The sequence below is a fragment of the Plantactinospora alkalitolerans genome, from assembly GCF_015690345.1.
Classification (GTDB): domain Bacteria; phylum Actinomycetota; class Actinomycetes; order Mycobacteriales; family Micromonosporaceae; genus Plantactinospora; species Plantactinospora alkalitolerans.
This window is the reverse complement of sequence record NZ_JADPUN010000253.1, coordinates 1-14,285: the sequence shown is the minus strand read 5'-3', so window position 1 is coordinate 14,285 and position 14,285 is coordinate 1. Positions and strand designations below refer to the sequence as shown.

The following is a 14,285-nucleotide window of genomic DNA, read 5'->3' as shown; positions in this document are numbered from 1 at the left end:
GCACGAATGGGAGTGATCGAGTTTCATCTGCACGCGTGCCGACTCGATGTGCTTGCCCCGCAGGGACACACCGTTCGCCGTCGTGGAGAACTGGAAAAACGACCGGTAGACGGCGCCGGTCTCGGGGTTCAGCCCCACCCGTGCCGAGCTGTAGTCGGTGTTCGACGAACCGTTGTCCGTCGCGTACGCCCACTTCGTCTTGTAGACGGACCAGGCCGGATCGACATACAACGGGAACACCGCATCCGGCGCGGTGAGCAGGTCCGCATCGGGGCGCAGCAGCAGGTCACCGCCCGACACCTCCATGCCTACCGAAGCAGTCCGGGCAGCGTCACCGGCAGCTGCGGATGTCGACCCTGCCTCCGTCGGCAACGCCTTCTGCCCAGTGGAACGCTCCGCCACCGCGCCGGTACGCGAGTCCCACATGACCGGCGGATCCGCCGAGGCGATCACCCTCGATCCCACCGCCGCCCGAAGCCGCCCGTCCGGACCGGAGTCCACCCGTACGTCCCCGCCCAGCCCGAACCGGATCTGACGCACGGCCGGGTTCGCCGCCGCACTCGCGGACTTGACCACGAGAACATGACTGAATCCGGTCCACGTCGCCCGCACCACCAGGTCCACATCGGCCAGCACATCGGGATACGTCGCCGAGTCACCCGAAACGACAGGTGCGGGCAGTCCACCAGCCGGCCACGACATCTCCATCGTCTGACCGTCACGGGTAAGCGCCACCAACGGACCAGGTCCACCACCGGAGAACGCCACGTCGGCCACAGACGCGGCCGGCCGCCACCGACCGTCTCCACCACGGACAAGCCCGAGATCGATGTCCGCCCAGCCTCCCGCCTTACGGGCACGCTGCGGCACAACCCCGGACTCAAACCGCAGGCGCCCATCCGGCTGCGCGACCACCTGCGCGAACTCCGTGCGCGAGCCCTCCACCACAACCGGTTCGTCACAGGCCGCCGCCAACACGGACGCCTCAGCCTCCGAACCAGCAACCCCCGTACACGCCGGAGCCGGGGCCGCCACAGCAGCGCGTCCCGGCCCGGGAACGACCAACGCACCTCCGGCCACCGCCGCCACCACCCAGACAGACTGCCTACGGCACCACCGACGGCTCACGCCACACCCCCATTGCGGTCACGGAGCAACGGCGAGGACCATACGCACCCTCCGCAGTCTTGCGCCAACTACGGGCAACATGCCCAGAATTCAATCAACATCGGACAGCGCCGCCGACCACCCGAACAGCAATGAGATGGGTGTACTACGGAACGTCACGTAGTTATATCGGTACTTTCCGATGTTGTGACGTCGACCACATCTTTCCTGGGGAAGACCGTCTGCCGATCAATTGCGTGCGCGAAAGCGCAGGAAAGCTCGTAACGTGTCGAAGGGTTGGGCGGTAAGGCGACAGGCCGTCAGGAGAGGTTCTCGTACACCCACTCCCGGGATGTGACGAACGCCGCGACAGGTTCCCTGACGTAGAGCCAGGGCCATTCGCTGACGTTGTCACCGAGCAGCTCGAAGACCCGGGCCGCAGCCTCGAACTCGTGGGCCAACTCCAGGGCCAGCGCGAACGTGCTCACCCGGGGGACCCAGCCCGAGGGGCGCCGGAAGGCCGGGTGGAAGATGGACTTCTCCGCCGCAGTCAACAGGTCCGCGCGCACCTCCCCGGACTGCATGTACGCGTCGCTCTCCTCGCCCGGCATCTCAAGCCACTTCTCGATGTGCGCGACGGCCAGCAGTTCCGGCAGCACGCTGCCGTCCGGTGCGGCGGCGGTGGCCTCCCGGGCGAAGGAGAACATCTGCTCCTCGCTGCCGAACCACTTGGCGCACAGGTACTGCAACCGCTGCTCGTGGGCGACGACGTGACCCGGGTGGCGCTTCACGACCTCGTCGAACCGGCGACGGGCCTCGTCGGCGTCGACCTGGCGACCCCGCGAGGAGGTGACCAGCCATGTCCAGGCGGTCACGTCGTCCGGATCCCGGGCGACGACGTCATCCAGCAGGTTCTCGGCGATCCGAAGTCGACGGAAGAACTCCCGGAACTGGTCCTGGCCGGTGTACTCGGCACGCTTACCGCCTCGCGCCTCCCAGGCCCAGTGCACCGCGTGGCATCCCTGGACCAGCATCGGCAGCGTCGAATCCGGTTCGGCGCCGACCCACTCGCCGATCCAGTCCTGGACGTCGTCGACCTTTCCCACGGCCTCCATCAGAAATGCCCGGGTGTCCGGATCGGTCTCGGCGGTGAGGATGTCCCGGGCCGTACGCCAGTCCTGGATGCTCAGCGCGTTGATGAGAGCTCGCGCCTGCGGGTCGCCGTAGGCCGGATCGATGACGAGGCCAGGGGTGGGCGTCGGCCGCTCCCGGCGCTTTCTGAACGGCCACATGTGGGTCTCCTTCCCGTGCCAGGCCGGAGATCATATCCCTGCCCGCCATGTCCCTCTGGAGCGGAGCACGGACCGACAGCGTCGACGGTACGGTCCGATTCGTCGGCCCAGTTCTGCTGATCGACCGGGGGACGTCTCCGGACCTGATGGTGACAGATCAACGAGGAGGAGAGCGTGGACGATCGGGGAGACCTGGCCCGACGAGTCGCGGCCCAGGTAGGCGTACTGCCGCCGGCCGCCCTACTTGACATCTGGACCGACGTGACGCCGCTGGACGTCTCCGTCGACGTGGACCTGTACGACCCAGGCCAGATCTCCGAGCGGAACACCACCTACGAGATTCCCATCTACCGGCCGGACCTGCTCCTGATCGGTACCGACGGCGGCGGCCGTGGATTCTTCGTCCAACGGGGAGATCCGGACGCCGAAGTGGTCCGCATCGGGCTGGGCGCCGTCGGCTCGGACGACGGCACGAGACTTGGCCGATTGGCGGCGCTGGTGACGAACGGCTGGCCCGGTGATGATGACGATCCGCAGGAGGACGGCGAGGGCGACGGCCCGCTCGGCGTCGAACAGTAACCGAGGTAGGTGGCTGGTGGCGCCGGCATGATGACCGGGCTCGCACAGGCTCTCGCCGACCGCACGCTCGTACGGCGCCGCCTGGACCGCCTTCGGCGCCGCCGCCACGGCTGATCCGGCGCACCCGCTGCAGCCTCAAAATTGATCTGATGATTTTCTCGCGCTCAGGCGCTCAACGTCGATATGGTGAGCATCAATATCGATGAAAGTCCATCTATGGGGATCGCGTCACGTCCTGAAGGTCGGATCACTGGCCAGCCGCGCGGTCACTGGCCAGGAGGGGACGGAGCCTACGAGACGACGCGATTACGGCACCAAGCCCTCTCCAACTTCATCACCCCGGCCGAGGAGAACGATGGATCTGCCCATGGACCGTAGGCGCTTCGTCGCGGCCGCCGCATTGACCGTCGGCGCCACCGCCCTGCCCCCGGCGACGGCTGCCCGGCCGGCTGCGGCTGCCGCCCCTCCCCAGGTCACGCTCCCCGAACGGGGCATCTACGACACCGCCACCGCGACCGACTGGACCCATGGTTTCCTGACCGGTAACGGCGAATACGGCGCCGTCCTCTACGGTTCGCCGGCACTGGAGAAGGTGATCTTCAATCACCACCGCTTCGTCCTGCCCAACGGCACCCGGAATCTCGCCCCGCCGGCCTTCTCAGGACGACTCGCCAGCGTCCGGAACAAGGCACTGGCCGGTGACTACAACGGTGCGAGGAGCGACTTCACGTCCGGCTGGAGCCTGCGCTGGACCCAGACGTTCCACCCCGGCTACGAACTGCAGATCAGCACGCCGGGCGTGACCATCGTCAACAACTACGCCCGGATCACCGACTACCGCACTGGCGAGGTCGCCTCAACCTGGACCGACGGCACCGGCACCTGGATCCGGCGTGCCTTCGTCTCCCGGGCGGACCGGGTGATCGTCCACGAACTCACCCCCGCGCCGGGTCGGACGATCGACTCGACGCTGCGGATCAACACGGCGCTTGCCGGCGTCCCCGGTACGGTCGGCTTCACCACCCTGGCGACGGTCAGCAACGGTTCCGGCTACCTGAATCTACGGAGTACGTACCCGTCCGGTCAGGGAGCGTTCGGCTACGAGGGGGTCACCCGAGTAGTGCCCACCGGCGGCACGGTGACGGCGAGCGGAACGACAATCGTCGTCGCCGGCGCCACCAGGCTCGTGCTGCTGACCAAGCTCGACCGGTACGAGTCGTCCACCTCCTGGGACGCCAAACCACTCCATGCCGCGCTGGCCACCCTGAGCACCGACTACTCCTCGCTGCGCGGCCGGCACGTCGCCCTGCACTCGGCGATGTACGACCGCTCACGCCTCGACCTGAACGTCTCCGCCGCCGACCGGCAACTGTCGACCAGCGAGTTGATCGCACGGCAGAACGCGGACCGCAATGGCATCGACATCGCCCTGCTGGAGCGGCTCTACGACTCCGGCCGTTACCTGTTCATCAGCTCCAGCGGAATACTGCCGCCCCGGCTGACCGGCATCTGGGCCGGGTCGTGGAACGCCGCCTGGGCCGACGACTTCACCACCGACGCCAACGTCAACCTGCAGGTCGCCGGAGGCAACACCCTCGACCTCACCGACGCCATGCAGGGCTACTTCGACCTGGTCCTCGGCCAGCTCGCCCACTGGCGGACCAATGCGCGAAACCTCTACGGTGCCCGCGGCTTCCTCGCCCCGTCCCGCACCGACGGCGAGTACGGCCACATGCTGCATTTCGACGCGGGCTTCCCGGGCCACTGCTGGACCGGCGGCGCCGACTGGCTGCTCTACCCGCTGCTGGAGTACTACCAGGTCAGCGGCGACCAGGTCTTCCTCAGGGACAAGCTCGGCCCCGCCCTGATGGAGCTGGCCCTGTTCTACGAAGACTTCCTGACCCGTACCGACGCGAACGGCGACGTGGTGTTCGTGCCGTCGTTCTCGATGGAGAACTCACCGGCCAACACCGGCGTCCACCTGGCGATCAACGCCACCGGCGACATCCAGGCGGGCAAGCACGCCCTGCGCGCCGCCATCGACGCGGCCAACATCCTCGGCGTCGAACAGGGCAGCGGTCAGGGCGTCCAACGCTGGACCGTGCTGCTGGGCAAACTGCCGCCCTACACCGTCAACGGTGACGGCGCTCTCGCCGAATGGTCCTGGCCCGGGCTGACCGACCGATACAACCACCGGCACGTCCATCACCTGTACGGTGTCTGGCCGCTGCACGAGATCAATCCGGAGGACGAGCCCATCCTCGCCGCCGCCTCGCTCAGGGCGCTCGCGCTGCGCGGCGACGAGAACGTCTCCGCCCACGGCAGCCTGCACCGGGCACTTGCGGCCGCCCGGCTGAAGGACGGCAACCTCCTCTACAGCAATCTCCGGAAGGTGCTCGGCAACAACATGGTCTTCAGGTCGCTGATGACGTCGCACAACCCGAACCTCGACATCTACAACGCCGACACGGCCAACGCCCTGCCCGGCGTGCTCGGCGAAGCACTCGTACACACCAGGCCCGGCATCGTCGAGCTGCTGCCCGCCCTGCCCGACCAACTCGCCAAGGGCAGCATCACCGGCGTACGGGGCCGCAACCGGGTCCGCGTCGACAGCCTCACCTGGGATCTGGCCGCCCGCACCGCACAGGCGACGCTCACTTCGGCAGTCACCCAGAACATCACTCTGATAAGCCGCCGCGGGATGACCTCCATCTCCACCTCGGCGACGGTCGCCCCCTCCCCGCTGGGCTCGCATGCCCGCGTGGTCTCGTTGACCGCCGGTCAACAGGTACAGGTCACCGTGGAGCTTCCTGGCCGGGAGCTGCCCACCGGCTATCACCGCCTGGTGAACCGGCGCAGCGGGAAGGTTCTCGACGTCTCCGGCGCCTCGACCGCCAACGGCGCCAAGGCCGTCCAGTGGTCGTGGACCGGCGGCACCAACCAGCAATGGCGGCTGGAGCCCAACCCCGACCAGTCGTTTCGGCTGATCAGCCGCAGCAGCGGCAAGGTGCTCGAAAGCCCTGGCGGCTCGACCGCACAGGGCACCCAGCTCGGCCAGTGGTCCGACACCGCCGGCACCCACCAGTGGTGGCGGCTGGTCGGTACCGGCGACGGTTATTACCACTTGATCAATGTCCGAAACGGACTCGCCGCCGACGTGTCGGGCGGCTCGCTGAACGACGGCGCCCAAGTGGTCCAGTGGGCCGCCAACGGCGGAACCAACCAACAATGGCAACTCCTCGCCGTGTGACGGCTGAGCGGGAGGTCGCAGAGGGCCGGCCGTCGCGATTAGCCAACGAGGCCGGGCATGTCACCATTTCGAGCGACTGATCGGGTCTAATTGGAATGGCAAGACGCGATTGCTCTTCACATCGAAGAAAATTAATGTGTAACGCATGACGATTCTGACGCGTCGCCGAACATCCGTGTTGGCCCTGGCATCGGCGCTGACCCTCGGCATCGCAGCGGTCCTGCTGTTACCCGGTCGCGCCGAGGCGGCCACCTCGTCCTTCGAGAAGGTGAGCGAGTGGCCGACCGGCTACATCGCGACGATGACCGTCCGCAACGACGCTCCGGACCCGATGACCGGGTGGCGGGTGGAATTCGAACTGCCCACCGGCACCAGCATCGTGCAGCACTGGAACGCGAACCTGACCCGGGCGGGGACCCGCTACATCTTCACCAGCCTGCCGTGGAACGGCGGCCTGCCCGCAGGCGTTTCGACCAGTTTCGGGTGGATGGCGTCCGGCTCCGGCACGCCGCAGGGCTGCCTGATCAACAACGTGTCGTGTGCCGGTGGCGACAGTGGCGGGCCGGACGTCAGCCCGCCGAGCATTCCGGCGAACCCCCGGACCGAGCACGGAAGCCAGACCCTCACGCTGCGCTGGGACGCCTCGACCGACGACCGGGGCGTGATCAGGTACGAGATCTTCTCCAACGGGACCAGGTTCGCCACCACCACCGACACCAGCCACACGATGCCGATCCCGCCGCCGATGGTCTTCACCTTCGGAATCCGGGCGATCGACGCGGCCGGCAACTCCTCCCCGTTCGCCATCATCAAGCTGGGCTCGGTTCCCGACAGCGATCCCCCGACCGCCCCGACCAACCTGCGGCTCACCGGCCCGCATGACGGCCACTACCGCGTCACCTGGAACCCGTCCTGGGACAACGTCTTCGTCGCCGGATACCGGGTGCAGCAGACCGGTGACGTTTCCGCGACCACCATGGTCGGCGACACGTTCGCCTACGGCCGCTCCCGTGGGTACGGCGTCTACATCTTCGAGGTCCGGGCCTTCGACAGTTCGGGGAACCTCTCGGCCCCCGCGCGGATCGGAATCGCGGTCGACCCGCCACCGCCGACCCCGAGCGCGAGCCCGACCTCAACCAAGACCCCGACCCCGACTTCCTAGCCGGGCAGCCTGCACACCCGCCGGGCAGGGCCCCGCCGGATCTACCGGCGAGGCCCTGCGGGTACGGGGAAGACTTCGGTCAGTTGCAGGTGGTGCCGTTGAGAGTGAAGGGTGCCGGCGCGGTCGGCGAACCGTTCGCGGTGAAACCGAAGCTCACCGCTCCGCCGGTCGGGATGGCGGCGTTGTAGTTCTCGTTGGCCACCGTCACCGCCGAACCCGACTGCTGGAAGACGCCGTTCCAGTGGCCCTGGATGAGCTGGCCACCGGGGAAGTTCCAGCCGAGCGACCAGCCGCTGACGGCCGGGCCGTCGTTGTAGACGGTGACGCTGGCCGTGAAGCCGGTGCCCCACGAGTCGGTGACGGCGTAGGAGACCCGGCAACTGCTGGGGATGGCGGTCGCCGGCACGAGGTCGCCGAAGTCGGCCCGGGCGGTGGCGAAGTCCTGGAAACCGAAGCCCGGCCCGGCGAACCGGGTGGTCGTCCCGGCGGCGAGCACCGTGCCGTCGGCGTTGACCGCGTAGACCGGGCCGCCGCTGTCGCCCTGCCGCGCCGCCTGCTCACCGTCGACCTGGGTGGCCTCGACCAGTTCCTCCCGGTCGTCGTAGTGGAACTCGACCCGGAGATCGCAGATCGGACCGCCGAGCACGCCGGCCGAGGTGACACCGGACTGGCAGAGCAGCTGCCCCGGGAAGACCTTGGTCCAGCCGACGACCCGGGCCCGGACCTCGTCGTTCACCCCACCGACGTAGATGTGGTCACCGGGAGTGGGCGTCGAGATCAGCATCGTGTCGTGGTCCGCGTTCCGGTGCGTGACGGCACCGATCTGCGTCCCCGCACCGGTGCTCCACACCTGGCCGAGGGACCCGCAGTGGCCGGCGCTGAGCAGGTAGGTGGCGGCAGTGGATGCGTTGGTCACGCCGAAGCCGGCCGTGCACCAGGAGCCAGGAGCCGGCGAGATGTACGCCCCGCCGTCGTACGGGGCCGAGTCGGCGTTACGGGAGATCGGCGCGAGCCGGTCCCGCTCGACGATCGTGGTCCGGACACCGGTGGCCGGCAACTTCGGCAGTGCGGCGCCGGCCGTGTCGTCGACGGCGACCTCGACGCCGGCACCATCGGTACGCAGCCGTACGGCATGGGCGGCGTCGGCCCGGTCGGCCTCGACCACCGGGACGAGTTTCGCGGCCGCCTTCTCCAGTTCCGTGCGGGAGTAGGTGGCCCTCGCCACCTCGACCGATGCGGTCCGGCGGACGGTCGCCACCGCGGCGGCGATGTCGGCGGGCGGCACGCCCTTCCACCAGAGGGTGACATGGTCGTCGACCAGGCCGATCCCGGCGTAGCCGCGCGGGGACGCGCCCTCGACAGCCGTCCGGATCACGTTTGCGGCGTCGATCAGCGGGGTCTGGGCGGCCATCCGACGCAGGGTCTCCGCCGGGATCACGTCGACGATTGACTCGGCCCCGGACGGGGTCGACTGAAACGGCTCACCGGGTTCCGCGTACGCGGCGGTGGGAACGGGGCCGACCAGCGCTGCCGTGCCGACCAGTACCCCGACGACCACCGAACGGGCGGGCGCTTTCCAGATTTGGGTCATGACGCAGAGTCAAGCGAAGCCGGACGCGGGGTAACAGGCAGGACGCCCGGCAGGACCACTCCTGCCGGGCCGGCTGCCGGTGTGTGCTCCGGGGAGCGGGCCGGGGAGCGCGTCGAGCGTGCGGCAACCCGGCGCCGTGCACGTGTTGATACGGCAGGACGACGATGTGACACTTCCGCCTGATGGAGATCGAGGAAGCGGTCCGGCGGATGGGACTGGCGGACAACCACCGGGACCGGCACTGGAACCGGGCGGTCAAGGTGACCGACAACGCCGTCCAGCGGGCGGATCCGGAGTGGCTCACCGAGCTGCTGGCCGCACTGCTACGGGTACCGGCGCCGACCTATCCGATGCGCCACGGATTCGAGGTCGCCCTGCGACGGCTGGCGTACGCCCCCGGGAACGCGGACCGGATCCGGCACGTGCGTACCTTCGCCGCCGAAGGCCGGGCCTGGGCCCCGGTCCGCTACGAACTCGCCGAGGTCGCCGCATGGCTGGCCACCGGACAACCCGTCGAGCACCTCCTCGCGGTCTTCGACACCGCGGCCGCCACGGACGAGTTTGCGGCCTGCCTGCTCCAGGAGACCGCGCTGCGCTACGACGCCAGCGCCGCAGCCGGATACGCCGAACGACTGCGGGCCACCGGGCATCCCCTCGGCATGCTGCCGCTGCGCCGTACGCCCACCGAACACCGACACGTCCTGAGCCACCACCCTGACCCGCCGTCCCCGAACTGGCGTCCGCCCGGCGACGGCGCACCCCCCGCGCCCGGTCCGGACGGGATCGACGTGACGGCGACCGAACTCGACTGGCCCGACGCCGGCCGGGCACTGACCGCCCACCACAGCTGGATCTCGGACACCGGCGACACCACGGAGGCCAGGCTGTACCTGCTGGACCGCCCGCTCGACCCCGCCGACTTCGGCGCCGCACTGCTGCGCGTACTCGGCCCGAAGAGCGTCGGCGACAGCATGACGAGAACGTGCGGCGGAACAACCGCCGGCGTGCTGCGGACACTCTTCCACGCGGCCGCCGGCGGCAGCGCGTACGGCCCGCGCATGCACGGGGCCTACGGGCGACGTGCCTCATGGCAGTCGCTCGCCGCCCTGGTCGGCGTACCCGGGGACGACATCCCGACGATCGAGGCCGCCGCCGGCCGATGCGCCTGGCTCCTCTACACCTCGGACTGGCACCTCGCGGTCGACCCCTCGATGGACACCGGCATAGCCGTCCTCCGGCCCGACCACCGCACGGTCGCGATCCTCGGTGCCACCGACTCGGACTGAAGCGTCAGCGGGCACGGCCTACGTGTTGGCCCACCGCCAGGCCGTCAGGAAACCCGCCTCCGTGGAGGGAAAGAAGTACGCCCACGCCAGCGTCGGCCCGAGATAGGGCCCGATCTCGTCGAGGGCCGCCTTCGTCTCGGCGCGCCGCCGGGCGAGGAAATAGGCCAGCGCCAGCCAGTGCCGGCAGGTCATCGCGCGGGCGGGCCCGTGCGGGCCGGCCCGCCACTTGGCGGCCCAGGTGTCGAGTTCCCGCTGCACCTCGGGGCGTTGGAAGTGCCGGGAACAGGCGGCCAACGACTCCGGAGTGCGCTGGTCCCAGCCGTACTCGCGCATCGCGTACTCGAAGTGCGCGAGGAACGGCACCACCACGACGTTCGCTCCGGGTGGCGCCGCGCCGGCAACCTCGCGCGCTGCTCCGAACATCTGCTCGTGCGAGCCGAACCACTTCTGGCAGAGCAGGCTCACCATCGTCACGTGCAGATCGAAGTTGTACGGATCCCGCCGCTTCGCCTCCGCGAGCGCTTCCTGGAACTCCGGCGAATCCACCTGCCCGTCCGCGAACGCCGCGCCCAGCAGTTCGACGTACGGCGTCGGGTCGTCCGGTCCGGCCAGGGCGATCGCCCTACGGCTGGCCGTCGCCGCCGCGTCGGAAAGCTCCGCGAACGCCCGGAACTGCTCGGGACTGGTCCTGGACGCCGGGGCGTCGCCGCGCGCGTCGCCGGCCCGGACGCCCAGCACCTCCGCATAGATCGTCACGGCGGTCGGGTCGTCCGGCGAGGATCGGAGCCAGGCGTAGAGCCAGGCGTCGTTCTCCACCGCCGCATCGCTCAGCACGGAGATCCGCCGGGAGCGCAGCTCCCAGTCCGTTCCGGCGACCGCCACCACGTCACGCGCGGCGGTCCAGTCACCGGCCCGTGCCCGGTCCCGGGCGTGGCGCACCGCGTGGTCGTCCAAAGCTATGTCGGTGTCGAGCACAGGCGGGGTCAGCCGAGGCTCACCGGGCTCGCGACGGAAGATGCGCGAAAACATTGCCAGATCGTAGGGGAAGCGAACTGACCCCGATCATGGGCGGCCCTCGCGATGGCAGGTGGCAGGTGGCAGGTGGCCCGGAGGCCCGGCCGAGGTGATGCACTGGACGAGTAAGTCCGAAGTCGTTCGGGGCTGCGGGCATGGGGAAGGGTGTTGAGGATCTGTTTGTGACGACAGACATCAACACCTTTCTGGCCGCACTCCAGGTCAAGATCGATGACTGGCTGGGACGGCCGCGTAGGTTCGGGCGTCCGCCGAGGTTGTCCGACGCGGAGCTGTTGACCATGGCGGTGGCGCAGGTCCTGCTCGGCGTACGGTCGGAGGCCCGGTGGCTGCGGTTCCTGCCCAGGCATCTGCCGCGTGCGTCTCCCTACCTGCCGGGACAGTCGGTTTCGCCTTGACAGGCCGACCGCCGCTCCAACTGAACGGCGTTTGGGTCTAGGTCAACGTGCTCGTTTGCGGAAACAAAGCCAAATAAGGAGGAAACCCGCCGCTGCGCACGCCAGGCGACTGGCCAGCGTACCGCCGACGGCGATGAAGGCCACGACGGCTGCTCCGAGCCCGCCTATCAGCCCCGGGTTCACACTTTCTTCGACGGGTGCCTTGGTGGGAACGGCGGGGCCGGAGGCCGCACAGTGTTCGCGGATCCTGGCATGCCGGAACTCGTATTCGGCACCGATTCGGCGCAGTACTCCGCGGCGATGGGCATCATCCAGAAAAGTGACGGCTCGTATGGGTATGAGCCGCCTCGCGGCGAGTATTACTCGTGCTACTATCGAGCGTTCCCATGCACCGCCGAAAATATCGGTCAGGCCTGTCGACACTCCGCCGCAGACGACCAAGCAGACGATGTTCACCACTGTGCGATCCAGCACTGCGAAAGCGTATGTAGCACCCAGAACACCGCCTATGGCCACGCGGGCTGTCAGCGCGTAGGCATCGTCACGCAAAGATGATCGCGAGTCGCGCAAATCGCTGACGTTCCGGAAATAGGCTATGCCGTTGCCGAGAGCCCCAGCCACGAGGAAGAACAGCACTGGAAGGCCGACCGGGATCTCTGTATCACCAAAAGCGAACACGGCATACGGCATGCACGTGAGAAATAACAGCTTGATGATCAATGACGAGTTGATGCGCAGCTTCAGCGGAATGCGATTCAAAGGGCGTGCCCGTCCACTGGCCGCAATCGCGATAGCGATGGCCACCGCGTACAGGAGGGGAAGCGGCGTGGGCCACGCTGCCAAGAAGAACAGCACGGCGGCTAGCAAACTCGGACCATAGTAGGCAACGCTTGGTGGCAGTATATGAATCAGTCGCCACCAAGCTATGGAGTATCGACCATCGGGTGCGACCTGCTGGGCCAACACACCTAGTGAGGTCTTTGCCTGCGCCAGCCGGTAGGTCGGGTGCCGTCTCGCACCAAGTGACGGAGGACGTTTGCGATAGATCGCCGGAAGATAGGCATCCAACAGGTGTTTCTCAAGCGCGACTGCGTTGTCGAAACCCACAAGTTCAATGGGCTCCTGTTGCGGAGCGTCATAAGCCTCGCGAGCGAGGAAGGCCATAAGCGGAGTGGACAACGTACGCCCCAGCGGGCCATTTGGACGTGCCAAAATGGCCTCGGCCACCGGATCCCATCGACCCACCCGATCTCCGGCCGAGAGGAAATTGATAGCTTGGTGGTGCTCGACAGCCTTGAGGGCGATCGTGGTCGCCAAGGGCAGGACCTCGCCTCTCTTGGTGGCTCGCAGGAACTCTTTGCGCCGGCAGGTCACGATGAAGGGTTCACGACCCATTCTCTTACTGACAACCTTCAGCAGGTCGATCCGATTGTCATCGGCAAGTTCGTCCAGTCCGTCGAGCACGGGGAGGATGCGGTACTGACGCACCAACTCGCAAATCGGATGCTTCCCGAAAAGGCGCTTGTCCGTAGCAATTCTTGGGTAGCGCTCTTCGAGCCTGGTCGCCAGCCATCTCTCGAAATCCTGCCCAACAATCCAATCAGAACAGCTGACCAGTACCGGTGTCTTGGCGGGACATGAGAGTTCCGGCTCTATCTGACGCCGATACATGTCGTTGACCAGCGAAACCGCCAGGGACGTCTTCCCAGATCCTTCCGCACCGAGAATAACAAGCTGACGCACGTCGAGCCGGTGCCAAGTCGCCGACAAGCTGTTGACGGTGCCGCGCAGAAGTGGCTGGGAGCGTCCGGTTGTACCTTTTAGACGAACCTCCTCCCAGGAAACATCAATAGGAAGGGTCAGATCCAGACCGCGAGCTTCCGCATCCGCCAGCCATTGTCGATGTTCCTGACGGGCCAATTCGTTGGCGGCGCGGGTCAGTTGCTGCTCCGGCTCGGACGAGGCAGTACGAAGAGACGCGACGAACATCGCAAGTGTCAACAGCAGGCTGCCGGCCGACAGCAATAGCCCGCCCACCGAACTGGCTTTGTCACTGACGTCCTGCAAGTCGGGCGGCAGCCTCCACACTGTCCACACCACCCAGCCTACCGACCCCAGGAACAATCCCCCGGAGACAACGGCCGCGAAACCAGCCCACCGCCTTAAACCGCCGAAGACCGCCACGAATGCATTATGGACTCCGTGCCAGGTCGGTGTCAGCCCCGGCTTCGGTAGCGGGACGGCAGATCAGACCGCTCTGTCGTACTTCCAGGATCCTGACGGTGATCTTGTCGCCGGACCCGGCGGATCGGGTACATCAAAGTCAGGCCAGAAGAGTCTTGGCCCGGTCGTCGACGAGCGAGCGCCGTCGGCCAATCCTGGTTGGTGCTCGCCGAACTGCCCCCGCGAAGGCTGCCAAACGTCCGATTTCCATGGATCCGAGTGCTGGGTTGCAAAACGTAACTCAGCGGATCCAAGATTCTGAGGGCGGTTCGGAGGGCAAACTCCTCGCGCGGAATCGTCGGTACCGAAGTCGAACAAGTCCCCGAAAACACGATCGGCGATCACCCGCTGCCGCCGCCACAACC

8 protein-coding genes and 1 pseudogene are annotated in these 14,285 nt (G+C 67.5%); 5 read left to right on the top strand and 4 right to left on the bottom strand.

Annotation, left to right across the window (positions count from 1 at the left end):
• Positions 1-1,427: 1,427 nt before the first annotated feature.
• Positions 1,428-2,399: a tetratricopeptide repeat protein gene (locus I0C86_RS28520; protein ID WP_196204396.1), complete on the bottom strand. Its 972-nt coding sequence runs from the start codon at positions 2,397-2,399 to the stop codon at positions 1,428-1,430.
• Positions 2,400-2,573: 174 nt separating this feature from the next.
• Here I0C86_RS28520 and I0C86_RS28515 point away from each other — a divergent pair, with 174 nt between their 5' ends.
• From I0C86_RS28515 to I0C86_RS28505, 3 genes are all read left to right on the top strand, one after another.
• On the top strand, positions 2,574-2,978 hold the full coding sequence (locus I0C86_RS28515; protein ID WP_196204395.1) for a hypothetical protein: 405 nt from the start codon (positions 2,574-2,576) through the stop codon (positions 2,976-2,978).
• A gap of 367 nt (positions 2,979-3,345) precedes the next feature.
• Positions 3,346-6,228, top strand: coding sequence for a glycosyl hydrolase family 95 catalytic domain-containing protein (locus tag I0C86_RS28510; RefSeq protein WP_230394935.1), 2,883 nt, complete (start codon positions 3,346-3,348; stop codon positions 6,226-6,228).
• Positions 6,229-6,373: 145 nt separating this feature from the next.
• Positions 6,374-7,390, top strand: a complete 1,017-nt coding sequence (locus I0C86_RS28505; protein ID WP_196204393.1) for a cellulose binding domain-containing protein — start codon at positions 6,374-6,376, stop codon at positions 7,388-7,390.
• A 79-nt stretch (positions 7,391-7,469) separates the two neighbouring features.
• On the opposite strand, the gene I0C86_RS28500 is transcribed toward I0C86_RS28505, so the two are convergent.
• On the bottom strand, positions 7,470-8,981 hold the full coding sequence (locus tag I0C86_RS28500; RefSeq protein WP_196204392.1) for a cellulose binding domain-containing protein: 1,512 nt from the start codon (positions 8,979-8,981) through the stop codon (positions 7,470-7,472).
• A 182-nt stretch (positions 8,982-9,163) separates the two neighbouring features.
• Here I0C86_RS28500 and I0C86_RS28495 point away from each other — a divergent pair, with 182 nt between their 5' ends.
• Complete coding sequence (locus tag I0C86_RS28495) at positions 9,164-10,267, top strand: DUF6183 family protein (protein WP_196204391.1); 1,104 nt, start codon at positions 9,164-9,166, stop codon at positions 10,265-10,267.
• Between the two features lie 18 nt (positions 10,268-10,285).
• On the opposite strand, the gene I0C86_RS28490 is transcribed toward I0C86_RS28495, so the two are convergent.
• Positions 10,286-11,296, bottom strand: a complete 1,011-nt coding sequence (locus I0C86_RS28490; RefSeq protein ID WP_196204390.1) for a hypothetical protein — start codon at positions 11,294-11,296, stop codon at positions 10,286-10,288.
• Between the two features lie 167 nt (positions 11,297-11,463).
• Between I0C86_RS28490 and I0C86_RS28485 the strand changes: the two are divergent.
• Positions 11,464-11,685 (top strand): annotated as a pseudogene (locus I0C86_RS28485) (IS982 family transposase); the annotation flags it as partial.
• Positions 11,686-11,739: 54 nt separating this feature from the next.
• Here the strand turns inward: I0C86_RS28485 and I0C86_RS28480 are convergent.
• Positions 11,740-13,881 carry an NACHT domain-containing protein gene (locus I0C86_RS28480; protein WP_196204388.1) on the bottom strand — a complete coding sequence of 714 codons (2,142 nt, stop codon included), beginning with the start codon at positions 13,879-13,881 and terminating at the stop codon, positions 11,740-11,742.
• Positions 13,882-14,285: the final 404 nt, after the last annotated feature.

Excerpts from the sequence above, each read along its gene's own strand:
- I0C86_RS28510 (WP_230394935.1), top strand. The coding sequence starts at position 3,346 with ATGGACCGTAGGCGCTTCGTCGCGGCCGCCGCATTGACCGTCGGCGCC.
- I0C86_RS28520 (WP_196204396.1), bottom strand. The coding sequence starts at position 2,399 with ATGTGGCCGTTCAGAAAGCGCCGGGAGCGGCCGACGCCCACCCCTGGC.
- I0C86_RS28490 (WP_196204390.1), bottom strand. The coding sequence starts at position 11,296 with ATGTTTTCGCGCATCTTCCGTCGCGAGCCCGGTGAGCCTCGGCTGACC.
- I0C86_RS28495 (WP_196204391.1), top strand. The coding sequence starts at position 9,164 with ATGGAGATCGAGGAAGCGGTCCGGCGGATGGGACTGGCGGACAACCAC.
- I0C86_RS28505 (WP_196204393.1), top strand. The coding sequence starts at position 6,374 with ATGACGATTCTGACGCGTCGCCGAACATCCGTGTTGGCCCTGGCATCG.
- I0C86_RS28500 (WP_196204392.1), bottom strand. The coding sequence starts at position 8,981 with ATGACCCAAATCTGGAAAGCGCCCGCCCGTTCGGTGGTCGTCGGGGTA.